We start from the raw sequence: 23521 nt of genomic DNA on the forward strand, positions 1-23521 counted from the left end.
CGGCCGGGGCAGGGCGTGCGTGTCCCTGCCGGGGCCCCGAGGCCCGGGGACGGCGCTGCGGGGGACTTGACCGGCATGTGCCGGTGGTCGTGCAGGACCCGATGCCCGGCTGCCGGAAGGGGCTAGAGGAGCGCCCGTCCGCCGAGCCGCCGGAACAGCGACTCCTCGTCGTCATTGTCGAAGAACGGCACCGGCCCCGGCTGCGCGCCCCGCCGCAGCATCGCGGCCAGTTCGGCCAGAACCACCTCGGTGATGAAGGGCAGGTCGAAGCCGCGCGCCTCGGCAAGCGGGATCCATTGCAGCGCCGACAGCTCGTCGGAAGCGCGCGAGAAATCCTCGCCGCCGAGTCCCGCCGCATCGGCATCGGCAAGGAAGAACCGCGCATCGAAGCGGCGCGGCCGTCCCGGCGGCGTGATCGCGCGGAAGAAGAAGCGCAGCCCCTCGCCCGAAGGCACATGCCCGGTCCCGGCAAAGTCCGCCCATGCCTCGGGCGGGTTTTCCCAGTGCCCGGCCCGGCCGAGCACCAGCCCGGTTTCCTCCCAAGTCTCGCGGATCGCGGCGGCGATCAGCGCGCGCGGCAGATCCGGCATCACGCCTTCGCCGAGCCGCTCCAGGCAGACCGGATCGGGCAGGCCCGCCAGCGGAACGGCGGCATCGCCGGGATCGACGGCGCCGCCCGGGAAAACGAATTTCGACGGCATGAACACGGCCTTGGCGCCGCGCTGTCCCATCAGCACCTCGGGGCCGCCGCGGTCGCGCAGCAGGATGACGGTGGCGGCGTCGCGGATTGCGGGCTCAGGCATCGGCCACCGGCCGGTCTGCGCCGCCGAAGCCGTGCATCCGCTTCGACCATTGGATGGCGATCAGCGCGCCCTTGATCCGCGGCAGCAGCCACAGCGCCAGCCCGACGGTCAGCAGCGACAGGCTGCCGGCCATCACCAGCGGCGCGGGCCGCCACAGCTCCCAGACCGCCAGCATGACCGGGGCCAGCACGTGGCCGACGATCAGGATCGTCAGATAGGCCGGGCCGTCATCGGCGCGGTGGTGGTGCAGATCCTCGCCGCAGGCCGGGCAGGCGGCATTCACCTTGAGATAGCCGTGGAGGATGCGGCCCTCGCCGCAGGCCGGGCAGCGGCGGCGCCCGAGACCGGCATTCATCGCCCGGCGGACCGCCGGATCGGAGGTGACCGCGTTGCCGACCCTCTGCCCGTCCCGCTCCTGCGGCGGCAGGACAGGCAGGCTGAGCCCGCGGTTGTCGACCGTCCGCACCCGCACCGCATGGAAGCCCTCGGGCAGCGCATGGGCCATCTGCGCGGGCACGGAAACCAGATCGACCGCCCCGGCCCGCGCTGCCGCCAGCCCGGCATCCTCGCCGGTGAAGAGGAAGGTGATCTGCCCGAAGGGCGCCGCCTTGCCGTAATAGGCCTCGTTCGGCGCGACGATCAGCTGCTCGCCCTCCTGCCAGGACACCAGCCGGTAGGGACCGGAGCCCACCGGATGGCGGCCGTAATCCGGGCCATAGCTGTCGGCGGGCACGATGCCGAGCGTGTAGAAGGCCTCGGCAAAGGTGATCCAGGGGCGTTTCAGCGTGATCTCGAGGGTGCGTTCGTCCAGCGCCTCGGCGCGCTCCATCACCTGCAGGTCGAGGCCCCCCGCCGCCTCGCGGGCGGCATTGAAGGTGAAGGCCACGTCCCGCGCGGTCAGGGCCGTGCCGTCGGAGAACCGCGCATCGCCGCGGATCGTCACGGTCCAGGTCAGCCGGTCTTCCGAGAGCTGCCAGTCCGTGGCCAGGTCGGGCGCGGTCTCCAGCGCGGCATCGCGCTTGAGCAGCGTGGACTGGAACAGCGGATTGCCGTAGCTGCCCCATCCCAGCAGCGGATCGAATCCGGTCTCGGGCTCGCCGCCGATCGCCAGCACCAGATCCGGCCCCTCGGCCTGCGCCATGGCGGCCGTCGCGAGAAGAAGGGCAAGGCTGCTGCGCAACAGGGTCATCGGCTCGGATCCTCGGTATGACGTTTGTTAACTTTTCGCTTACGACTCGCTGGCGCGGGATGCAAGCCGTGCCCCTTGCGCAGGATCCCCCTGCGGGGCATTTTCCGCCCGAGCGGCAGCCCGGATGTTGGACCTGCCCGGTTTCCGGACGGAAGGAACAGCCCATGCAGCGCGTGACGGTCACCCTTGACGATGATCTGATGGCGGAACTCGACAGCCTGATGGAGGCGCGCGGCTACGCCAACCGTTCCGAGGCGATCCGCGACATGGCGCGGGCCGGCATCGCCCGCAGCCGCACGGAGGCCGCGCCCGAGGCGCCATGCGTGGCGGCGATGGTCTACACGTTCGACCATCAGGCCCGCGAAGTGTCGCGCAAGGTGACGGCGGCGCATCACGACCACCACGACCTGACCGTGTCCTCGCTGCATGTCCATCTGGACCACGACCAGTGCCTCGAAGTGTCGATCCTGAAAGGCAGCGTCGGCGAGGTCCGCCATTTCGCCGACCACCTTGTGGCGCAGCGCAAGATCCGCAACGGCGAGGTGGTGATCATCCCGACCTCCGCCGCGGCCGAGCCGGGCTGAGCGGCCCGGAGGCCGGCCCGCGCCGCACGGCATTTCCGGCGGGTGCAGAGCGGTACGGGCAGACATGCAGCACCGGCAGGCCAGCCGCTTTGAAAGCCGAGCCGCACGGACCCCGGCCGCCGGTGCCTGTTCAAGCGGCGGCACGGCATTCCCCAGCGGTCCTGCCGCGGCGCCGTCCCGGAAGCAGCCGTTGGCTGCCGTCGGCAAAGCTTGGTGATAATATAACGTAACCATTTGATGACAAACAACATTCACGCAACCGTCATGTCCTTGTCATGTTCCGGGCATAGCCGCCGCGCATAATAAATTCGCGAGGGACCACCCGATGAACAAGATGCTCGCCGCTTCGGCACTGGCCATGGCCGCCTCCGGCGCCTTTGCACAGGAAATCGCCCAGTCGGACAGCGACTGGTTCACTGCCGGCCAGGACCGCGTGCAGGCCGAGCTGGCCAAGCAGCCCAACACCAATGCCGCGAAGAACGTGATCCTGTTCGTCGCCGACGGCCAGGGCGTCGCCACCAACTACATGATCCGCCTGTGGTCGGGCCAGCAGGAAGGCGGCTATGGCGACGAATATGTCCAGCCGCAGGAAGCCTTCCCGCATCTCGCGCTGGTCAAGACCTACAACATCAACGCCCAGACCCCGGATTCCGCGCCGACCGCGGGGGCGATGAACACCGGCGTCAAGCAGCGCTTCAACCTGATCAACCTCGGCGAGGACGCGATCCACGGCGATTGTGCCACCGAGGCGGACAACAGGCTGACGCTGTTCTCGGAGCTGATGTCCGAGGCCGGCAAGTCGGTCGGCGCCGTGTCCACCGCGCGCCTGACCCACGCCACCCCCGCCGCCGTCTATGCCAAGACCGCCAACCGCAACTGGGAATACGAAGTCCCGGCAGACTGCGCCGGCTCCAAGGACATCGCCACCCAGATGATCGACGCGATGGAAGCCGGCACGCTTGACGTCGCGCTCGGCGGCGGCGCCCGCGGCTTCGCCCCGGCCGATGTCGCCACCCCGAACGGCGGCACCGGCCCGCCTGGCCGGTCACCGTGACCGTGGCGGTCGCTGTGGCGCTCAGCCCCGAGGCGTCGGAGACCGTGTAGCCGAAGCGCGTCTCGGCGGTCTCGCCCTCGGCCAGCCAGGCGAAGGCCCCGGCGCTGTCCCAGGTCACCGTGCCGTCCGCGTTCCGCGTGACGGTGCCGCGCATGCCCGACGTGTCGATCCCGGTCAGGGCCATCGCATCGCCGTTCGGCTCGGCGTCATTGGCCAGCAGATCCAGCCGCACCGATGACCGCGACCCCGCCTCTGCCGCATCCTTCGCGGCCTCGGGCGCCGCATTCAGCACGACCTCGTCGAGCGAGACATTGTCGATCGCCCACCACCAGTCATTGCCTGCCTCCGCCAGCGCGAAGCCGATCTGCGCCGTCGCGGCACCAACCGGAAGGTCGATGTAGTGGAGAACCTGCTCATCCGTCGCGGTGTTGCGGAAATCGGCGCTCTCCGGATCGGACGACCAGACATCCAGCACCTGCGCCGCGCCGCCGTCGAAGGCGACGGTCACCTGCGCCTGCTTCCCGCCCGCGGGGCGCCAGGAACTGTCGAAGCTCAGCCGCAGCCGCCCCGAGGCGACGCCAGAGACATCGATGTCCGGGCTGAGCAGCGTCGAGGCGTAGCGGCCGTCCGCCGGGCTTGCCGCGCCGTCGAAATACTCGTCCGGATCAGCCACGGCGACGATGCCATGCCCGTCGGCGAAATCGCTGCGCAGCTGGTCCCAGGCGGTGCGGCTCCAGGAGCTTGCATCGAGAAAGGTCCAGCCCGCGAATTCCGCGGCGCCGCCTGCGGGAATGTCGGTCACGACGCTCCAGCCTTCGGCTGAGGCGGCCCAGTCCGAGCCGTCGCCGCGCATCTCTGTCGGGCTCCGGAACCCGCCGAGCGTCACGCCCTGCCAGTCCTCGGCAAACAGGTTGGACAGCTCGTCCTCGGCCCAGGTAGTGAAATCCCAGGCGTCCTTGTCCGAGAGCCCGGGAAACTTGTCGGCTTCGGCGACCGGGTAGCTCAGCACCCGGACATTGTCGATCGCCCACCACCAGTCATTGCCGGCGGCGGGCATGTCGAAGCTGAAGACCAGCTGGGACGCGCCCTCGGGCACGGCCAGGTCGAGCCGCACGGTCTCGCTCGTGGCGTCCGGCTTGTAATCGGCGCTTTCCTCGTCGGACGAATAATGCAGAAGGCTGACCGGCGCGCCGCCGTCGAAGGACGCCCGGACATGGGCCTCCTGCGCATCCTCGGGGCGCCAGGACGAGGCGAATTCCAGCACGATCCTGCCGTCGCCGATGCCCGAGACGTCGATGGCGGGCATGAAGAGTTCGGCATTGAACCCATCCGTCCCCAGCGAGATGTCGCCGTCGTCATATTCGTCGCCGTCGGCCACGGCGACCACGCCCGACGCGGCGGCGAACTGGCTGCGGTCCTGGTCGCCCGCAGTCGCGATCCAGGAGCCGAGGTCGTGGAAGGTCCAGCCGTAGAACTCGGCCGGGCCACCCGGCAGGGAGCGGTTGTCCTGGCTCCAGCCGCCGGGCAGGACTGCGGTCCAGTCGGTGCCGTCGCCGCCGCCTTCGGTGGGGCTGGCATAGGGACCGAGCGCCTCTGCCAGCGACTCGAAATCCTCCGAGAAAAGCAGCGCCGCCTCGGCCTCCGACTGCGCCCGGACCAGCGCGCCCCTGTCGATGGCCACGTAGTAATGCGTGCCCTGCTCCAGCGCCCCCGGCAGGGTAACGGTCAGCCTCGTGCCGTCGATCTCGACGAGATCCGAGGCGATGTCGATCTGCATGGCGACGGCGTCGTCATTGTAGGACCGCAGGGTGACATGGCCGGCACCGGCCGCGACCGGCAGCGAGAATTCGGCTTTGATCTGGGTGGCGACATCTGCCGAGACGGCATTGTCGGCTGGCAGCTGGATGGAGACCAGCCGGGGCGTGGCGTCGGACATTGGCGGGATTCCGGAATTCTGTTTGAGCTGGGCCGCAAGAACGCCGGAAAGGTGACAGCCGCTTGGCGGGACAGTCACGGCGACGTGAAGTTTCGGTGAAACATTGCCCGCCCGGGTCCCGGCCGCGTCCCGCGGACCGGCGCAGGAGGCCGGGGTGGAGCGGCCGCGCCCTATCTGCTTTCAAAACGCCGCCAGACCAACTAGGGAACCCCATCCTGGCGAGCGAGGGACCCGGTCATGGCGCTGAAATCCACCATCTACAAAGTCGAACTTTCCGTTTCGGACATGGATCGTCACTATTACGAGACCCACAAGCTGACCGTTGCCAAGCATCCCTCGGAAACGGACGAGAGGCTGATGGTCCGGCTCCTCGCCTTCGCCCTGAATGCCGGCGAGAACCTGGAACTGACCAAGGGCCTGTCGACGGATGACGAGCCCGACATCTGGCGCAAGAGCCTCAGCGGAGAGCTGGAGCTCTGGGTGGCGCTGGGACTTCCCAGCGAGAAGGTCGTCCGCCAGTCCTGTGCGAAATCCGGCGAGGTGATCGTCTATTCCTATGGCGGCCGGACGGCCGATCTGTGGTGGGACAAGATCGGGAACGGCACCAGCCGGTTCGGCAATCTCCAGGTCATCAATCTTCCGGAACAGGCAACCAAGGAGCTGGCGGAGCTGGCAAACCGCTCGATGAAGCTGCAGGTGAACATCCAGGACGGCGACGTGATGGTCAGTGCCGATGACCGCATCGTCTACGTGACCCCGGTCGTCCGCAAGGGCGCCGCCTGACCCGTCCTGCGCGGGAGGGGCCGGTTCGGGGGGCGGCAGGCCCCGCGCGCGGGAGCTGCTGCCCGTAGGCGAGGCCCGGACAGCACCATGGCAGCGGGGATCGATCCGTCCGGCAAGGCCGCTACCGCAGCCTCTGCCCCTGGGACCTCGCCCCCGGCGGACCGCTCTTCCGCGGCGCCAAGGGCGGCACGCTGAGCCAGAGCGCGATCCAGAAGGTGATCCGCGCGACCCGGCTGCAGCTCGGCCTGCCCGCCACGGCGACGCCGCATGCGTTGCGCCACAGCTTCGCCAGCCACCTGCTGAACCGCGGCGGCGATCTCAGGACGATCCAGGAACTGCTCGGCCATGCCAACCTGTCGACCACCGAGGCCTATACCTCGCTCGACGCGGCGCGACTGATGGATGTCTATCACGGCGCCCATCCGCGCGGCTGAAAACCGGTGCAGGGCATTGCGATGCCCTGCGAAATCGCGCTTGACGGCCCCTGTCCGGCCTTGTATCCGGTTGCTCCGAGGCGGGTGTAGCTCAATGGTAGAGCAGCAGCTTCCCAAGCTGACGACGAGGGTTCGATTCCCTTCACCCGCTCCAGCCTCTCCCCCGAACATCGCGACAGACATGCAGACCGGCGCGGATCATCCGTGCCGTGAATTGCCGTGCTTTTCCGTCAGGATCGTCCCGTCTCCAGCGGGCTGCGGGTGCCGTCCCGCTGCGCAGCGCAGCGGAACGGCGGCGTCTCAGGCGATGCTGCTGATCAGCCAGAAGACGGCGGCCGACAGCAGCGCGGCTGCGGGCACGGTCACGACCCAGGCCGCGCCGATGGTCAGCACATGCGAGCGGCGCACCAGCTTGCGGCGGCGGCGTTCCTCGCGCGGGATGGCCGGACGCTCGGGGTCGGAATTGCGGGCGGCGCGGAACCGCCGCTCGGCATCCCATTCGCGGAAGAAGCCGACGCCGAAAACGCCGCCCACCGCGATATGGGTGGAGCTGACCGGCAGGCCGAACCAGCTGGCAACGATCACCGTGATCGCCGCCGACAGCGCCACGCAATAGGCGCGCATCGGGTTGAGCTTGGTGATCTCGCTGCCGACCACCCGGATCAGCCGCGGGCCGAACAGGAACAGGCCGAAGGAGATCCCGAAGGCACCGATCAGCATCACCCAGAACGGGATGGCGAAGGCCTGGTCGAAGCTGCCGGTCATCACCGCCTGGACGATGGCCGCCAGCGGCCCGATCGCATTGGCGACGTCATTGGCGCCATGGGCGAAGCTCAGGAGCGCCGCCGAGACGATCAGCGGGATGCCGAACAGCACCTTGAGCGATTTCGAGCGGTTCTCCAGCCCGCGCGACTGGCGGCGCACCACCGGGATCATCACCAGCCAGATCGCCACGCCGAGGACCGCGCCGATCGCCAGCGCGGTGCCGAAGCTGATCGACAGGACATGCTTCAGCCCCTTCATCGACAGATAGGCGGCAAAGGTCCCGCCCATGATGCCGACCAGCACCGGCACCCAGCGGCGCGCGGCGGCGATCTTGTCGTCGCGGTAGATGATCTGGGACTTGATCACCCAGAGGAAGCCCGCGGCGATCAGCCCGCCCAGCACCGGCGAGATCACCCAGCTGGCGGCGATCGCGCCGATCTTGCCCCAGCTGACCGCGCCGAGCCCGGCCGCGGCGATGCCCGCGCCCATCACGCCGCCGACCACCGAATGGGTGGTCGAGACCGGCGCGCCGATCCAGGTCGCCAGGTTCACCCAGAGCGCCGAGGACAGCAGCGCCGCCATCATCGCCCAGACGAAGACGTCGACCGAGCCGAGGCTCGACGGCGCGATGATGCCCTTGGCGATGGTCGAGACCACGTCGCCGCCCGCCAGGAGCGCGCCCGCGCTTTCGAACACGGCCGCGATGGCGATGGCGCCGCCCATGGTCAGCGCATTCGCGCCCACCGCCGGGCCCATGTTGTTGGCCACGTCATTGGCGCCGATGTTCAGCGCCATGTAGGCGCCGAAGGCCGAGGCGATGACGATCACCGTGGCATGGCCGCTGCCGCCGAGGATCAGCCCGGCCAGCAGCGCCGCCGCGGCGACGAAGAGGAAGGCAATGCCCTTCCCGGCCACCGGACGCCCGACATAGGCGGCCGCCTGCTCCAGCGCGTTCAGGCGCCCGAGGTCGCGGTCAAGCGTCTCGGATGCCGCGGTTCGAAGTCTCTGTGCGCCATCTGTCTGCGCTCCGTTGTCAGCTGGGTCCCGGAAGGACCCCGGCGGAATAGCCGGCGGGCGCGCAAAGCTCAACCGCCGGTTGCGCCGGTCTCAGGTGTTGAACAGGAAATGCAGGACGTCGCCATCCTTGACGATGTAGCTCTTGCCCTCGACGCGCAGCTTGCCCGCGTCGCGCGCCTTGGACTCGCCGCCCAGCGTCACGTAGTCGTCGAAGGCGATGGTCTCGGCCCGGATGAAGCCGCGCTCGAAATCGCCGTGGATCACGCCGGCCGCCTGCGGTGCCGGGGTGCCCTTGTAGATCGTCCAGGCGCGCGCCTCCTTCGGACCGACGGTGAAATAGGTCTCGAGGCCCAAGAGGTCGTAGCCCGCGCGGATCAGCCGGTCGAGGCCGGCCTCTTCGAGGCCCATCTCCTCGAGGAAGACCTGCGCCTCCTCGTCGTCGAGCTGGGAGATCTCCTCTTCGATCGCCGCCGAGATCAGCACCACGCCCGCGCCCTCTGCCGCCGCCATTTCTGCGACCTTGGCGGAAAGCGCGTTGCCGGTGGCCGAGGCGCTTTCCTCGACATTGCAGACATAGAGGATCGGCTTCTGGGTCAGGAGCTGCAGCATCCGCCACTGCTTCTGGTCCTCGGCCGCCACGTCGAGGAGCCGCGCGGGCTTGCCCGCTTCCAGGAGCTCCAGCGCGCCCTTCAGCAGGCGTTCCTGCAGGATCGCCTCCTTGTCGCCGCCGCGCACCTTGCGCGACAGGTTCTGCAGGCGCTTCTCGACCGACTCCATGTCGGCGATGATCAGCTCCATGTTGATCGTCTCGGCATCGGAGACCGGGTCCACGCGGCCGTCGACATGGGTGATGTCGTCATCCTCGAAGCAGCGCAGCACCTGGGCGATGGCGTCGGTCTCGCGGATGTTGGTGAGGAACTGGTTGCCCATGCCCTCGCCCTTCGAGGCGCCCTTCACCAGGCCCGCGATGTCGACGAAGGTCATCCGCGCCGGAATGATCTCCTTCGACCCGGCGATTTCCGCCAGCTTGAACAGCCGCTTGTCCGGCACGGCCACGTCGCCGACATTCGGCTCGATGGTGCAGAACGGAAAGTTGGCGGCCTGCGCGGCGGCGGTCCGGGTCAGCGCGTTGAACAGGGTCGATTTGCCCACGTTCGGCAGACCGACAATCCCCATCTTGAAGCCCATGGTGCGAAATCCCTCTTTGGTCGGGCCGCTCATAAGGCCCAAGGGACCTGCGTGCAAGCTCAGCCGCGGCGTCCCAGCGCCAGCGGGATCAGGAAGGACAGCGCGAAAATCCGCACCACATGGTGCAGCGCCACATAGGCCGGATCGACATGCAGCAGCAGCGCCATCGCCGCCATGGTCTCCACCCCGCCGGGCGCGAACGCAATCAGCGCGGCAGAGAGGGGAAAGCCGAAGGCCAGCGCCGTGCCGAAGGCCGCCGCCGACGAAATCGCCACCGCCATCCCGGTGAGCATCGAGGCCGCCCCGAGCGCGCGCAGGACCATCCGCAGGTCGATCCCCGTGAAGCGCGTGCCGATCGTGCTGCCCATAAGCACGAAGCCCGGGACGGCCAGCCATTGCGGCACCGTCCCCCAGACCCAGCCCGCGCCATGGCCGAGCGAAGAGGCCACCATCGCCCCCATCAGCATCGCCGCCGGCACCCGCAGCCTGAGAAACGCGAGGCCGAGCGCCAGCGGGCCGCCGCGACAGGAGCGGCACGCAAGGCGCAGGCGCTGCCGGCAAGCTCCTGCGGCGCGGCGAAGCGCGAGGCTGCGCCCGGCCTCGGCCACTGGTTGCAGAAGGGCCTCAACAACCGGGCCGCCAACAGCCATCTGCCATTCCGGAAGCGGCGCACCATGCAGGGATGTCGATCTCCCGGTGCCGTGCACCGGTTCGCCTCCGTCCGCTCCGCCATCTGCGACAGCTTCTCCGTTCCGGCAGGCCGCAGGAATGCACTGGCCATCCGCTTCCAGCCATCGACGCGTGGACATCGGACGTCGGCATCGCCTGAACCGATCTGCCAGACCCTCGTGCCAACGCGCACGAGTTGGCGTTGCAACGCCCCTGCCACCGCTGATCCACGGGCTGTGAATGGAGGACGAAGGTTGCATTTCGGCGTTGCCCGCGACTGGGACGGGATCGACACGTACCCCGCGCGCGTCGTATCGCCCGCCCGGACCGCGGCGCGCCCTGCAAAGGCAAGCGGACCGGAACACCACGGGCCGCGATCCGCCTTGCGTCACCTGAAATCGCACCGGCTCGACACGCAGCGGGACAACGCTGCCCGCGGCCTGGCGGGCGGAAATGCGACTCGATCCGGCGGTTGGACACGGCGCACCCTACGGCGGCGGCTTGGTTTCCATTCTGCCTAACTTGCGCCCATCCGGCCACGAACCGCCAGCGCGAAGGGCAGTTGCAATCAGCGGAACGAACAGCGGCTGCGGGCACCCATACCCTTCCGAAACCAAGCAGAAATAGCCTTACAGTCTTGATTTGCGGGCAATTCATCAGCACCTCCCATAGCCCATGGGTACGGTGCTCTTCGGTATTTTGTATAATCTCAGATTATATTTTTAATCCCGCTATAAGTTGGAATTCTATTGCCCCTCGGCGGGCTAGCGGACTTCTGGGGTCTGCAAGCATCCGAAGATGCCAAGAAACAATGACCAACATGGAGCCCCTCATGACGCCGTCCCGCATCCTGCCCCTAGCGCTTGCCGCCGCCCTTCCCTTCGCTGCCGAAGCCGACGGCTACAAGGTCGCGCTCGACGGCACCTTCGCGCCGCACGCCATGCCCAGCCTCTCCGGCGGGGTCGAGGGCTTCAACGTCGACCTCGCCGCCGCCATCGGCGAGGCGCTCGGCGTCGAAATGGAGGTCGTTGCCGCGCAGTTCTCGGGCCTGATCCCGGCGCTGCAAGCCGGCACCTACGACTTCCTCGTCGCGCCGACCACGGTCACGGCCGAGCGCGCCGCCAACCTGCTCTTCTCCGAAGGCTTCATGGACACCAATTTCGCCTTCACCGTGCCTGCGGGCAGCGCGGCGATGGACGGGCTGGAGGCCTTCGAGGGCAAGACCATCGCGGTGAACAAGGGGTCGGTCTACGAGAGCTTCCTCAACGACCGCGCCGGAGAGTATGGCTGGACCGTCGTCTCCTACGGCACCAACACTGACGCGGTCGAGGCCGTCGCCACGGGCCGCGCGGACGCAAACCTTGCCGGAGCGACCGCCTCTGCCTGGGCGGCCAAGCAGAACCCCCGGATCGACCTCAGCTACGAATACCCGACCGGCCTGGTCTGGGCCTTCCCCTTCCGCAAGGACGACACCGAGACCCGCGACAAGATCGACGCGGTGCTGGAATGCCTGAAGACCGACGGCACCACCGCCGCGCTTTCGGAGAAATGGTTCGGCGTCACCCCGACCGAGGGCACGACCATCGTCACGCCGACCCCGGGCTACGGCACGCCGGGCTTCGAGGGCCATGACGACACCGCCCACGAGGTTTCCTGCACGTTCTGAGCCGAAGCTGCCGGGCGGGTCCGCCGCCCGGCCATGAAGGACCCGAGATGACCGCTCCCTCCCCCGTCCACCGCCGCCCGATGCTGGAGATCAACCGCCTGGAAAAGCGCTTCGGCGAGACCCGGGTGCTGACATCCATCGACCTCTCCGTTGCCCCCGGCGAGCTGGTCTTCGTGATCGGCCCCTCGGGCTCGGGCAAGTCGACCATGCTGCGCTGCTGCAACCGGCTGGAGGAACCCAGCTCCGGCACGATCCTGCTCGACGGCGAACATGTCACCGACTGCCGCGGCGCCGCGCTCGACCGGATGCGGCTGAAGATCGGCATGGTCTTCCAAGGCTTCCACCTCTACCCGCACAAATCCGTTCTGGGCAATGTCATGCTCGCCCAGATCCGCGCGCTGAAGCGGCCGAAGGCCGAGGCGAAGGCGCGCGCGATGGAGATGCTCGAGCATGTCGGGCTGGCCCACAAGGCCGATGCCATGCCCGCCGAGCTGTCGGGCGGCCAGCAGCAGCGCGTCGCCACCGCCCGCGCGCTGGCGCTCGATCCCAAGGTCATGCTCTTCGACGAGCCGACCTCGGCGCTCGACCCGGAACTCGTCGGCTCGGTGCTGAAGGTGATGCGCCGCCTGCGCGACGAGGGCATGACCATGCTGGTCGTCAGCCACGAGATGGGCTTTGCCCGCGAGGCCGCAGACCGCGTGGTCTTCATGGATGGCGGCGTCGTGGTCGAGGCCGGCCCGCCCGAAGCGATCTTCGGTAATCCGCAATCCGACCGGCTGAAAAGCTTCCTCGCCCGCGTCTCGAAAGACGAAGAATGAAGTTTCTGGAGACCTTCTTCAACGGCGCGGTGATGGCGAAATACTTGCCGGATCTGCTGGGCGCCATCGTCACGACGCTGTGGCTGAGCGCGGTAATCCTCGCGCTCGGCCTGTCGCTCGGGCTGGTGCTGGCTTGCCTGCGCTGCCTCGGCCGCTGGTACCTGACCCTGCCGATCGTCGCCTTCGCCGATATCGGCCGCGCGCTGCCGCCGCTGGTCGTCATCCTGATCTGCTATTTCGGCCTTCCGGGGCTGGGCATCAGCCTTTCCGGCCCGGCCGTTCTGATCCTCGTCCTTGCCGGTGTTCTGGCCGCCTTCGCCGAGGAGATTTTCTGGGCGGGGCTTACCGCCGTGCCGAAGGGCCAGTGGGAGGCCGGGCGCGCCACCGGGCTCAGCTTCGCGCGCACGCTCTTCGAGATCGCGCTGCCGCAAGCGGTGCGGCTGGGCATCCCGCCGCTCGTGAACCGCGCGCTGGCCATCACCAAGATGACCGCGCTCGGCTCGGTGATCGGGGTCAAGGAAATCCTTTCGGTGTCGTCCTCGGCGCAGAGCTTTTCCGGCTCCGCCACGCCGCTGACCATGGCGGCGCTCGCCTATCTGGCGATCTTCCTGCCGGCAGTGATCCTCTCCCGCGCGCTCGAGCGGCGCTTTTCCTGGGCGGTGTGACATGGGCGATTTCCTCGACCTCTTCCTGAATTTCGAGATCATGGCGAAGTCCTGGCCGCTGCTGGCCAAGGGGCTCGGCATCACCGCCAAGCTCTGCGCCGCCGTGATCGGGCTGGGTCTGGCAGGCGGGCTGATGCTGGCACTCGGCGCGCTCTCGCCGCGCCGCTGGCTGAAATGGCCCGCCATCGCCTTCATCGACCTCTTCCGCGCGATCCCGCCGCTTGTCCTGCTGGTCTTCGTCTTCTCCGGCCTGCCCTTCGCCGGTCTCGACCTGACGCCCTTCCTAGCCGTGGTGATCGCCTTCTTCCTCAACAACTCCGCCTATTACGCCGAGGTGTTCCGCGCAGGCATCCAGTCGGTGCCGAAGGGCCAGGCCGAGGCCGCCCGCGCCACCGGGCTTTCCCAGCCGCAGGCGATGCTCCACGTGATCCTGCCGCAGGCGGTGCGCAACGTGCTGCCCGACCTGCTGTCCAATACCGTCGAGGTGGTGAAGCTCACCTCGCTGGCTTCCGTCGTCTCGCTGGCGGAGCTTCTCTATTCGGCCAACATGGCCCGCTCCGTCACCTACAATTCCTCGCCGCTCGTGCTTGCCGCGCTGATCTATCTCGCGATCCTCTGGCCTCTGGTCCGGCTGATCTCGCGCTACCAGCGCGGCCTCGCGGCGCACTGATCCCCGAAAGGAAAGACCCATGTCCAAGATGATCATCGGCGGCGCCCAGATCGGCGGCATCCAGAAGGACGAGACCCGCGAAGAGGTCGTCGCCCGGATGATTGCCCTGATGGACGAGGCGCACGGCAAAGGCGTGAAATACCTCGCCTATCCCGAGATGACCCTGACCACCTTCTTCCCGCGTTTCTACGTGGAGGACCGCGCCGAATTCGACCACTGGTTCGAGACCGAGATGCCCAATGCGGCGACCCGGCCACTCTTCGACCGGGCGCGCGAATACGGCATGGGCTTCACCTTCGGCTATTGCGAGCTGACGCCCGAAGGACAGCATTTCAACACCTCGGTGATCGTCTCGCCCGAGGGCGAGATCATCCTGAAATACCGCAAGACCCACCTGCCCGGCCATTCCGAATACGAGCCAGAACGCACCCACCAGCACCTGGAAAAGCGCTATTTCCTGCCCGGCGACACCGGCTTCAATGTCGTGCGGAACCAGGGCGTGATCATGGGCATGTCGATCTGCAACGACCGCCGCTGGCCGGAAAGCTGGCGGGTGATGGGGCTGCAGGGGGTCGAGCTGGTCACCATCGGCTACAACACCCCCTCGCAGAACAACCTCTCGGCCGAGGAAGGCATCGAGCGGCGGGTCTATCACCACGAACTGTCGGTCTGCGCCGGGGCGTACCAGAACTCCACCTATGCCGTGGCGGTGGCCAAATGCGGGATGGAGGACGGCAACCACATGTTCGCGGGCTCGATCATCGTCGATCCCGACGGCTTCGTGGTGGCCCGCGCCGAGGGCGAAGGCGACGAGCTGATCACGCATGAGGCGGATTTCGCAAAATGCGCCTTCGGCAAGTCGACCGTCTTCAACTTCGCCGCACACCGCCGGACCGAGCATTACGGCTTGATCTGCGAGCGCACCGGCGTGCAGATCGACGTCTGAGACAGGGGAACGGACAGATGGACTTCGACACCGTCATCCATGGCGGCACGATCGCGACCGCCTCGGAGATCTACGCGGGCGACATAGGGATCAAGGACGGGCGCATCGCCGCCGTGGCCGAGCGGCTGCCGGGCGGCGACAGGCGCATCGATGCGGGCGGGCGGATCGTCATGCCGGGCGGCATCGAGGCCCATGCGCATATCGCGCAGGAAAGCTCATCCGGCGTGATGACCGCCGACGACTACCTTTCCGGGTCGATCTCGGCGGCTTTCGGCGGCAATTCGTCCTTCATCCCCTTCGCCGCCCAGCATCGTGGCCAGTCGGTCGACGAGGTGATCGCCACCTATGGCGACCGGGCAAAGCGGTCGGTGATCGACTATTCCTGGCACCTGATCATCTCCGACCCGCAGCCGGAGGTGCTGGAGGACCAGCTGCCGCGCGCCTTCGCCTCGGGCATCACGTCGTTCAAGGTCTTCATGACCTATGACCTGATGAACCTCGGCGACGGCGGCATGCTCGATATCCTGAGCGTCGCGCGCGAGCACGGCGCCGTCACCATGGTCCATGCCGAGAATAACGACATGGTCAAATGGATGAACCGGCAGCTCGCCGCCAAGGGGCTGACCGCGCCGAAATACCATGCGATCTCGCGGCCCGAACTGGCCGAGGAAGAGGCGATCAACCGCGCGATCCAGCTGGCCAAGCTCGTCGATGCGCCCCTCTTCATCGTCCATGTCTCCACCGCGGGCGGCGCGGCCATCGTCCAGCGCGAGAAGCTCGCGGGCGCGAAGCTCTATGCCGAGACCTGCCCGCAATACCTGGCGCTGACCCGCGACGATCTCGACCGTCCGGGGATGGAAGGCGCGAAATACATCTGCTCGCCCCCCTTGCGGGACCATGCCACGCAGGACGCGCTCTGGCGCCATATCGCGTCGGGCACCTTCGAGAGCGTTAGCTCCGACCACGCGCCCTACCGCGCTGACCAGTCCGGCAAGTTCCTCAACGGCTTCGACGTGCCCTATCCGAAGATCGCCAACGGCATGCCCGGCATCGCCGCGCGTCTGCCATGGCTCTTCTCCGAGGGCGTCGCAAAGGGCCGGATCACGCTGGAGCAGTTCGTGGCGCTCTCATCAACCAACGCGGCGAAAACCTTCGGCTGCGACCGCAAGGGCCGGATCGCTCCCGGCATGGATGCCGACATCGCCATCTGGAATCCCGAGACCCGCCGGACCGTGACGGTGGCCGACCAGCATGACAACATGGATTACACGCCCTTCGAGGGGCTGGAGCTGACCGGCGTGCCGGAAACCGTCCTCACCCGCGGCGAAACCATCGTCGCGCATGGTGAGCTGAAGGCCTCCGAGGGACAGGGCCGCTTCGTCGCGCGGAAACCGGCCGATCTGCGCGGCCGCTCCGGCTGGCAGGCCAAGGAGTTCGACCCGGCGCAGAATTTCGGCGCGGTGCTGCGCTGATGCGGGGGCCGGTCCTCGTCGTGAACCCGAATTCCTCGCCCGCGGTGACGCAGGGCATCCGCGACGCCATCGCCCACCTGTCCCCGGTGCAGGGCGCGGGCTTCGAGGTGACCGACCTGCCCGAGAGCCCGGCGACGATCCTGACCAACGAGGACGTCGCGCGCGCGGGCCTCGGCGTCGCCGCGCTGGCGCAATCCCGCCCGGATGCCGCCGCCTTCGTGATCGGCTGCTTCTCCGATCCGGGGCTGGAGCTTGCCCGGTCGCTCGTGCCGCAGCCGGTGATCGGCTGCCACGCCGCCGCATGCGGAAGCGCTGCATGCGGCCCCGGCGCGGCATCCGGCGCTTGCCGATCGCGGCCTTGGACCATGGCGCCACGCGCGGCGGCGATCCTGGCGAACGCCGACCGGACCTTCGAAATCATGCGGAGGCACAAGGATGCGGTCGGTCCCGTCGGCCGCATTGACCGGACCGGCGCAATCAGAAGTGGCCGGGGCATTTCGCGCCAGGCAGCCAGCTTCGGCGCCTGTCGAACTCCGCCCCGGGACAACGCGGCAACGCCAGTCAGCGGAGTTCAAGGCACGAGGCGGATCAGACATTGATCCAGGAAGGCGATGTCCCGCCGATTGATCGGCGCTCGATGCCTTCCGCAAGCTACTGACGATGGCCGGACTGGCCGGGACTTGACCGGCGACCGGCGATCCATCGCGGCACCATCCATCCGGCAGAGCGGGTCAACCGGTATCCGCGCCACACCGATCAGCGCCGGATGCGGACCGCGATCGTGACCATGGCCCAGGCGGCATCCGAACCGGCCATGACGGCCGCGGAAATCGGCTGCGCGCCCGTCCCCGCCCCCGGTTCGAGCGGAGCGCCCGTACGCAGGAGAAGATCGGCCAGGTGGTCGCGGAGCCGAAGTTTTGGTCCGCGGCCTCGTGTTCACCCCCGGCACCGGAGGCCGAAAGCGGCGAGCAAGGATCATCCCGGTCCCGGCCTTCGGCGGCAGCGGGCATGTTGCACATACCGGTGAGAGGGAGTCAGGTCCGGGACCCACATGGGCCAGATCGGCCGCATGCCGAAGCCTGGCCCGCCGCGCTGCCGCACGGCGAACCGGTCCGCACAGCGAGCCGCTTTTGCGCCATTGGTCCGAGCTGTTTCCAGCGGCAAGCGCCACCATCCGCGCGCCGCTGGCGACGGCAGGCGCCTCCGGAGAGGCCGCGCATCCGGGCCTCGTTGGCCCGGCCGGACCTGCCGGAGCCATTCAGCCGCCGCCGCGGCGGGTGCCGCTTCGGCGCAGGGCATGTTGCCCGGCCGGGGCCGGGCAGTCCCAAGTCACCAGGGCAGCGGGCCGCGGTCGTTGGAGAAGCTGCCATTCGGCCCGTCCTCGCCGGTCAGCGCCATCTCGACCGCGACGACAGCCGCCTCTTCCGGCGTCCGGTCGGGCAGGAAATTCGTCGCGGCGGTCGCCGTGAAGCCGGGGCAGATCGCGTTCACCTTGAAGCCCTGCGGCCCGAGCTGCGCAGCGTAGCTGACGGTCAGCGCGTTGAGCGCTGCCTTCGACGCGGCATAGGTCGGCAGGATCTTGTCGGCATGTTCCCACTCCGGATCGTGGCGCAGCCCGAAGGAGGCAAGCTCGGAGGAGACGTTGACGATCCGGGGCTGGCTGCTCTGCGACAGCAGCGGCAGCATGGCCTCGGTCAGGCGCAGCGTGCCGATGACGTTGATTTCGAGGGTCTGCGCCATTTTCTCGGGCACCGACAGATCCGGCACGAAATCAAGGCCCACCCCGGCATTGTTCACCAGGATGTCGATATGGCCGAAGCTGTCCGCAAGCTGCTGCGCCAGAGCGGCGACGCTGGCCGCATCGGTGATGTCGAGCTGCACGGGGGTCACGGCGAGGCCCGCCGCGACGAAGGGGGCGGCGGCCTCCTTGCCCTTCTCCAGATCCCGGCAGCCCATCAGGACATGCACGCCCTCATTGGCCAGACCGGCGGTGATCGCCTCGCCGATGCCGCGGTTTGCGCCGCTGACCAGCGCGATCCTTGCATTTTCTTCCATGCGTCGCCCCAACTCCGTTCGAACTGGAACCGGGCGCCATGGGCTGGGCGGGACCGGCTCCGCAACCACCCCCGCCGCGGCGGGGGGACTTGCACCTGCAAGCCGGTGCCCTTATAAAACCTCAACATAACTTGAGGTCAAGGAATTGATGGCCGAGGAGAACGCGGCAAATCCGCCCAAATTCCTGAGCGTCGGCCAGGTCGCGCGGCGCAGCGGCGTCGCGGTCTCGACGCTGCATTTCTACGAGGCCAAGGGGCTGATCACGTCGCTGCGCACCGCCGGCAACCAGCGCCGCTATGCGCGCGACATCCTGCGGCGGATAGCGATCATCAAGGTCGCGCAGGATCTGGGCTTCCCGCTGGCCGAGATCCTCGAGCTGCTGAAGCCGGTCCCCTCCGGGCAGATGGCAGGCACGGACGAGGTCAGCGCCATGGTCGACCGCTGGCAGCAGGCGATCCAGGCCCGGATCGACGGGCTGACCGAGCTGCGCGACAAGATGGAGGGCTGCATCGGCTGCGGCTGCCTGTCGAAAACCGACTGCCCGCTGCGCAATCCCGATGACCGGCTGGGCCGGACGGCGAGCGGGCCGCTCCTCTTGCAGACTGCGCGGCGCTGATCCCGGCCCGGCGGCCGGCCGACGGGCCGGACGGGGCATCCTGCCTGCTTGCGTCCGGGCGGAACCGCGCCTATCTGCGGAGCAACCGCAGCAGCGTGCCCAGGCCTTGCATTCCATCCCCGGCGCGCCGCAGTTCCCAACACATCCGAGTATCCGCCATGTCCACGGCTTCCCCTTCCCTCGACTCTGCCGTCCTGCCCGCGGCGGAGGATCACACGGGCCGCAACCGGCTGGTGATCCTGCTGCTTCTGGTCTCGGCCTTCACGGTGATCCTGAACGAGACCATCATGGGCGTGGCGCTGCCGCGGCTGATGACCGATCTCGGCATCACCGCCGCCGCCGCGCAATGGCTGACCACCGCGTTCCTGCTGGCCATGGCGGTGGTCATTCCGGTGACCGGCTTTCTGATCCAGCGGTTCCACACGCGGCAGGTCTTCACCGCGGCGATGGGGCTCTTCAGCCTCGGCACGCTGGTCTGCGCCACGGCGCCGGGACTGGGCACGCTGATCGCGGGGCGGATCGTGCAGGCCTCGGGCACCGCGATCATGATGCCTCTCCTGATGACCACGGTGATGACGCTGGTGCCGCCGGAAAGCCGCGGGCGCACCATGGGCAACATTTCGATCGTGATCTCGGTGGCGCCGGCGATCGGGCCGACGATCTCGGGGATCATCCTCAACCTGCTCGACTGGCGCTGGATGTTCTGGCTGGTGCTGCCGATCGGGCTGGCGGCTCTGGCGCTGGGACAGGCGCGGCTGCAGAACGTGACCGAGCCGAGGAAGGCGCCGCTCGATCTGGTCTCGGTGCCGCTTTCGGCGCTCGGCTTCGGCGGGCTCGTCTACGGGCTGTCGATCATCGGCGAGGGCCATGGCGGGGCGGCGATGCCGCTCTGGCTGCCGCTCGCGATCGGCGCGGCGGCGCTGGCGGCCTTCGTGCCGGGTGCGCTCGCGCTTCATCCCCGCGCCGGCGGCGGCCAATCCCGCCCGGCTGCCGCGGCTACCGGCCATCTGAAGACCGCGGCCGCTGCGCCACCTGCGCCGAGAGGCCAGGAATGGCGGGTGGATCGCGCCACCGCGACCAGCAAGACGGAAATCCATTCCGGCAGCCCGACTATTTCAGCAGCCTGCTAGGCGGCGCGGGGCGCTTCTGGTCCGGCCGACCGGGACATGGCCTGGCTTCCGACGAAAGGCGGCCAGCCAGGACGCCCGCCCGTCTGTTCCGAATGAGGAGGATCAGCAGACCGGTCCGGCGGAGTCCGGGCCGGTCTGCGGCGGCGGCAGAACTCGCGGCAGGGCAGTTGAGGACCGGACGGGCGGCCCCCCCTGATGGCGAAGAGCCTGTTTGGCCTGCCGCTTCGACACACCTCCGGCATTGTTTCCGGCATCCTCGGGTTGGCAGAGTCCGGACGTCTCCGCGCTCAGTCGGCGCCGGAGAGAGAGGGAGGTGTGGCCACTGCGGAGCCGCGAAAGCCCGCCGGACGATTGCCGTCCGGCTCTCGTCCCCGGGCTCTTGGTCCCTTCCCGGGCCTTGCCGTGCAACGCCCTGCGGGGCAGCTGACAGCACCGGCATCAAGCGCCCCGGCGCATGGAGAGCGACCGTGATGCGGCGAAAGTCCGATGAATGACTGGCTGGCCGGAACGTACGGAACACACCGCCGCCGCCAGTGCCGCAAAGTCCTCTGGCAATGGAGACGGCGGAGGACAGCATCCGGGCGATGGATGTCACCTCCGGACGCGGGGGCGGCCGCCCCATTCGCCGGAGAAACAGCCCCCCGGATCGTTTCCTGGCCCTGCTCCTCCCGGAGCTTCTCGACCGGATCCCGGCGGAAGAGAAGATCGGCACCGTCACCGGCGCGTTGCCAGAGGATGCCCCACCGGTCCAAGCACCGCTGCCACCCGGCGTTTCCGGCGCGCGGAGGCGCGGGCATTCCTTCGGACCGGCGGCAGCCATGCCTTCGCTCCAGCTCTGCAGGAACGGACGCCTCTCGAAGCAAGACTGCCCGGCTGCGCGGGCGCGGACGGGCGCCGAACGCGCCGTCGGCAGTCCCCATGGCAATTTTATCCTTCCGCTTCGTCCGCCGGGTTCCGGGCAAGCAGTTCCGGCAGCAGCTGGGCATCGCCGGCAGTGCCGGCGGCAAGCGCGACCGCCAGGTTCTCCGGCGTTTTCCCGGTCGATCCGACGGGGCTTCCGCCAAGAGCGGGCCGCGCCACCGGTCCGGGCGGCCGACGGATGCGGCGGCTCGAAGCGCCATGCTGGCGGCTGTGCCGCGCGCCTTCCCCGACGGCCTTGATGCCGGCGCTGTCCACGTTAGGCGACAACGGCGCCTTGGAAGCGCGTTGCGGAATGGCAACGCGGTCTCTCCGACCGGCCTGCGCGGTGACACTGGCGCCATCGACCCATCTGCCCTGCGGCCGGAAACGGTGCAGGAGTCCGGCACCGGGCATACCGCCCGGACAGCTCCGGCAGGCTCGTCCCGAAACGCCCCGCCATGCACGATCGGCCCCGTGGCATTCCAAGGCCCCGGCCCGGCGGAACGGCAAGCCGAGGAACACCTTGCGGGGCGGGCATGCCTGAATGGGCTTCGCCGGACACCGCCCGTCCGGCCCTCAAATCGTCCCCCCGAAGGATTTGCCGCTGGCGCGGACCGGCCCGGGCTCCGCCGGATCAAGTCCTTATCCGCCTTGCGCTGCGAGCCTGCTGACGGCAGCGGCGCCCGAACCGCCTGTGCGCCGATGGCACCCCGGGACCGGGAACCGGCCAGCGTCCCGCGCTGCTGCAGCGCCTGCCCATATGCGCGCATTCGGGCGGCTTCGTGCGCCGCCTTGGGAGGTCTTCCCATGCCGGCCTCACAAGATGACCCCCATGGATTTGCGCGGGACCGGCCGGGCAGGACCGCCGCGCCGGGAGAGACGAAGGGCAGCGCCGCCAGCTGCAGGAGGCAGGCAGCCAGCGCCGCCCCGACAATGCGCCGCGCCCGCACCCCCAGCGTGTCCCGCCCGCAGCGCAGCACCGCCAGATAGCCGAACGCCGCCGCCGCCAGGATCATCGGCAGCGTGGCATTGAGGTTGAAGAGCGGCGCGCCGGGCCAGAGCCAGCGGAAGAACTGCCCCTCGCTCTGCGCCACCACGGCGAGGTTCGCCAGCAGGAGCGCGCCGAACCACAGTCCGGTCGCATGGCGCATGGCCAGGCAGAACCCGAGGAAGCAGGCGATGACCGCGAGCGTGCCCGTGTAGAACGCTGCGTCGCCTGCCGCGGTGGCGGCGATCCGCGCTGCGGCGCCTTCCGGTCCGGAGAGCCAGAGCGGCAGCTGGCCGAAGCCCAGCGGGCGGTAGCCGACTGCGAGCCATACGGTCTCGCCCGGCGCGACGGCCAGAGGCGTCGAGACCAGCTTGCGGCTGTCGACAGGGCGGGTGCCGAAGCCATGCCGGAACGAGGCTTCGAGCAGTGTCTCGGCCTGCCCGCCCGCGCGGACCGCCAGGATTTCCAGCTCGCCCGCCGCTGCCAGAGGCGTGCCGATCCGCCATACCGCCGGGCCGGGGCCGGTGTTCTCCAGCGCCGCGGCCGCCCAGAATTTCTGCCAGGTCATGCCGGGATCGAGCACATCGCCCGCAGGCTCCCGGCCGCGCCAGCCACGGCAGCGTGCCGCACGGGCCCATGCGCGGGGACCGGCGGCGCCGCGGAAGAGGAGGAAACATGCTCACGCGACTAAAGACGGGGATCGAGAAGACCCTGCTCGCCATTGCGTCCGCCATGCTGGTGGCGATGGTCGGCCTGATGCTCTGGCAGGTCTTCACCCGCTACGTGCTGCAGGCACCGGCGCTCTATGCCGAGGAGCTGCTGCGCTTCATGATGATCTGGATGGCCTTCCTCGGCACGGCCCATGCCTTCGGCGTGCGCCGCCACCTGTCGCTGGTCTTTCTCACCGGCCGCCTGCAGGGCCGCCGCCGCCTGGCGCTGCTGCTGGCCAACGACGCGGTGACCATGCTCTTCGCCGGCGTCATCATGTTCCTCGGCGGGCTGAAGGCGATGGGCTCCTCGATGGAGCAGTTCTCGCCGATCCTGCGGCTGCCGATCGGGCAGGTCTACCTGATCATGCCGCTGACCGCCGTGCTGATCCTGGTGCTGCAGGGCCTGAAGATGACCGAACTCGTCCGTGACTACCACGCGGGCCGCGACCTGCCGGAGTACTGA

The 23521-nt window shown here is 68.7% G+C and carries 19 protein-coding genes, 1 tRNA gene and 4 pseudogenes; 16 read left to right on the top strand and 8 right to left on the bottom strand.

Features of this window, described 5'->3' with window-relative positions:
• Nucleotides 1–122 precede the first annotated feature (122 nt).
• On the bottom strand, nucleotides 123–803 hold the full coding sequence (locus C7T91_RS20775; RefSeq protein ID WP_108260923.1) for an NUDIX hydrolase: 681 nt from the start codon (nucleotides 801–803) through the stop codon (nucleotides 123–125).
• Nucleotides 796–1992: an ABC transporter substrate-binding protein gene (locus C7T91_RS20780; protein WP_108260924.1), complete on the bottom strand. Its 1197-nt coding sequence runs from the start codon at nucleotides 1990–1992 to the stop codon at nucleotides 796–798. The genes C7T91_RS20775 and C7T91_RS20780 overlap by 8 nt, the downstream gene beginning before the upstream one ends.
• 164 nt (nucleotides 1993–2156) lie before the next feature.
• Here C7T91_RS20780 and nikR point away from each other — a divergent pair, with 164 nt between their 5' ends.
• Nucleotides 2157–2576: a nickel-responsive transcriptional regulator NikR gene (gene nikR / locus C7T91_RS20785; RefSeq protein ID WP_108260925.1), complete on the top strand. Its 420-nt coding sequence runs from the start codon at nucleotides 2157–2159 to the stop codon at nucleotides 2574–2576.
• 325 nt (nucleotides 2577–2901) lie between these two features.
• On the top strand, nucleotides 2902–3630 hold the full coding sequence (locus C7T91_RS36425) for an alkaline phosphatase (RefSeq protein ID WP_108260926.1): 729 nt from the start codon (nucleotides 2902–2904) through the stop codon (nucleotides 3628–3630).
• 49 nt (nucleotides 3631–3679) lie between these two features.
• Here the strand turns inward: C7T91_RS36425 and C7T91_RS20795 are convergent.
• Nucleotides 3680–5566 (bottom strand): annotated as a pseudogene (locus tag C7T91_RS20795) (Ig-like domain-containing protein); the annotation flags it as partial.
• Nucleotides 5567–5803: 237 nt separating this feature from the next.
• Between C7T91_RS20795 and C7T91_RS20800 the strand changes: the two are divergent.
• The 3 genes and pseudogenes from C7T91_RS20800 (at nucleotide 5804) to C7T91_RS20810 (ending at nucleotide 6937) form a co-directional block, all read left to right on the top strand.
• Complete coding sequence (locus tag C7T91_RS20800) at nucleotides 5804–6349, top strand: YaeQ family protein (protein WP_108260928.1); 546 nt, start codon at nucleotides 5804–5806, stop codon at nucleotides 6347–6349.
• Between the two features lie 119 nt (nucleotides 6350–6468).
• A pseudogene (locus C7T91_RS20805) lies at nucleotides 6469–6783 on the top strand (tyrosine-type recombinase/integrase); the annotation flags it as partial.
• Nucleotides 6784–6863: 80 nt separating this feature from the next.
• Nucleotides 6864–6937: transfer RNA gene (locus C7T91_RS20810), tRNA-Gly, on the top strand.
• Between the two features lie 146 nt (nucleotides 6938–7083).
• Here C7T91_RS20810 and C7T91_RS20815 read toward each other — a convergent pair.
• From C7T91_RS20815 to C7T91_RS20825, 3 genes and pseudogenes are all read right to left on the bottom strand, one after another.
• Nucleotides 7084–8564: pseudogene (locus tag C7T91_RS20815) on the bottom strand (inorganic phosphate transporter).
• Between the two features lie 91 nt (nucleotides 8565–8655).
• Nucleotides 8656–9753, bottom strand: a complete 1098-nt coding sequence (ychF, locus tag C7T91_RS20820; protein WP_108260930.1) for a redox-regulated ATPase YchF — start codon at nucleotides 9751–9753, stop codon at nucleotides 8656–8658.
• Between the two features lie 59 nt (nucleotides 9754–9812).
• On the bottom strand, nucleotides 9813–10403 hold the full coding sequence (locus C7T91_RS20825; RefSeq protein ID WP_108260931.1) for an AbrB family transcriptional regulator: 591 nt from the start codon (nucleotides 10401–10403) through the stop codon (nucleotides 9813–9815).
• On the opposite strand from C7T91_RS20825, the pseudogene C7T91_RS40440 reads away from it, so the two are divergent.
• From C7T91_RS40440 to C7T91_RS20860, 8 genes and pseudogenes are all read left to right on the top strand, one after another.
• Nucleotides 10317–10541 (top strand): annotated as a pseudogene (locus C7T91_RS40440) (IS6 family transposase); the annotation flags it as partial. The gene C7T91_RS20825 and the pseudogene C7T91_RS40440 sit on opposite strands and share 87 nt — an antisense overlap.
• 713 nt (nucleotides 10542–11254) lie before the next feature.
• Nucleotides 11255–12088, top strand: a complete 834-nt coding sequence (locus C7T91_RS20830) for a transporter substrate-binding domain-containing protein (protein WP_108261658.1) — start codon at nucleotides 11255–11257, stop codon at nucleotides 12086–12088.
• Between the two features lie 80 nt (nucleotides 12089–12168).
• A complete protein-coding gene (locus tag C7T91_RS20835) occupies nucleotides 12169–12906 on the top strand; it encodes an amino acid ABC transporter ATP-binding protein (protein WP_108261660.1) in 738 nt (245 codons plus the stop codon).
• Nucleotides 12903–13571: an amino acid ABC transporter permease gene (locus C7T91_RS20840; RefSeq protein WP_108260932.1), complete on the top strand. Its 669-nt coding sequence runs from the start codon at nucleotides 12903–12905 to the stop codon at nucleotides 13569–13571. The genes C7T91_RS20835 and C7T91_RS20840 overlap by 4 nt, the downstream gene beginning before the upstream one ends.
• 1 nt (nucleotide 13572) lies before the next feature.
• The gene (locus C7T91_RS20845; protein WP_108260933.1) at nucleotides 13573–14241 is read left to right on the top strand and encodes an amino acid ABC transporter permease; all 669 of its coding nucleotides are present in this window, start codon (nucleotides 13573–13575) and stop codon (nucleotides 14239–14241) included.
• A 19-nt stretch (nucleotides 14242–14260) separates the two neighbouring features.
• Complete coding sequence (locus tag C7T91_RS20850; RefSeq protein ID WP_108260934.1) at nucleotides 14261–15187, top strand: N-carbamoyl-D-amino-acid hydrolase; 927 nt, start codon at nucleotides 14261–14263, stop codon at nucleotides 15185–15187.
• Between the two features lie 17 nt (nucleotides 15188–15204).
• Nucleotides 15205–16659, top strand: coding sequence for a dihydropyrimidinase (hydA, locus tag C7T91_RS20855; protein WP_108260935.1), 1455 nt, complete (start codon nucleotides 15205–15207; stop codon nucleotides 16657–16659).
• On the top strand, nucleotides 16659–17258 hold the full coding sequence (locus C7T91_RS20860; protein ID WP_108260936.1) for an aspartate/glutamate racemase family protein: 600 nt from the start codon (nucleotides 16659–16661) through the stop codon (nucleotides 17256–17258). The genes hydA and C7T91_RS20860 overlap by 1 nt, the downstream gene beginning before the upstream one ends.
• Nucleotides 17259–17988: 730 nt before the next feature.
• On the opposite strand, the gene C7T91_RS20865 is transcribed toward C7T91_RS20860, so the two are convergent.
• Nucleotides 17989–18714: an SDR family oxidoreductase gene (locus C7T91_RS20865; RefSeq protein WP_108260937.1), complete on the bottom strand. Its 726-nt coding sequence runs from the start codon at nucleotides 18712–18714 to the stop codon at nucleotides 17989–17991.
• 148 nt (nucleotides 18715–18862) lie between these two features.
• Between C7T91_RS20865 and soxR the strand changes: the two genes are divergently transcribed.
• A complete protein-coding gene (gene soxR, locus C7T91_RS20870; RefSeq protein ID WP_108260938.1) occupies nucleotides 18863–19330 on the top strand; it encodes a redox-sensitive transcriptional activator SoxR in 468 nt (155 codons plus the stop codon).
• A 158-nt stretch (nucleotides 19331–19488) separates the two neighbouring features.
• The gene (locus C7T91_RS20875) at nucleotides 19489–20460 is read left to right on the top strand and encodes an MFS transporter (protein WP_108260939.1); all 972 of its coding nucleotides are present in this window, start codon (nucleotides 19489–19491) and stop codon (nucleotides 20458–20460) included.
• A 287-nt stretch (nucleotides 20461–20747) separates the two neighbouring features.
• Here C7T91_RS20875 and C7T91_RS39765 read toward each other — a convergent pair whose 3' ends face one another.
• Nucleotides 20748–22931 carry a hypothetical protein gene (locus tag C7T91_RS39765; protein ID WP_145962962.1) on the bottom strand — a complete coding sequence of 728 codons (2184 nt, stop codon included), beginning with the start codon at nucleotides 22929–22931 and terminating at the stop codon, nucleotides 20748–20750.
• Nucleotides 22932–23023: 92 nt separating this feature from the next.
• Between C7T91_RS39765 and C7T91_RS20890 the strand changes: the two genes are divergently transcribed.
• Nucleotides 23024–23521, top strand: a complete 498-nt coding sequence (locus C7T91_RS20890) for a TRAP transporter small permease (RefSeq protein ID WP_161556031.1) — start codon at nucleotides 23024–23026, stop codon at nucleotides 23519–23521.

It is taken from the genome of Mangrovicoccus ximenensis (assembly GCF_003056725.1).
Lineage (GTDB): Bacteria > Pseudomonadota > Alphaproteobacteria > Rhodobacterales > Rhodobacteraceae > Mangrovicoccus > Mangrovicoccus ximenensis.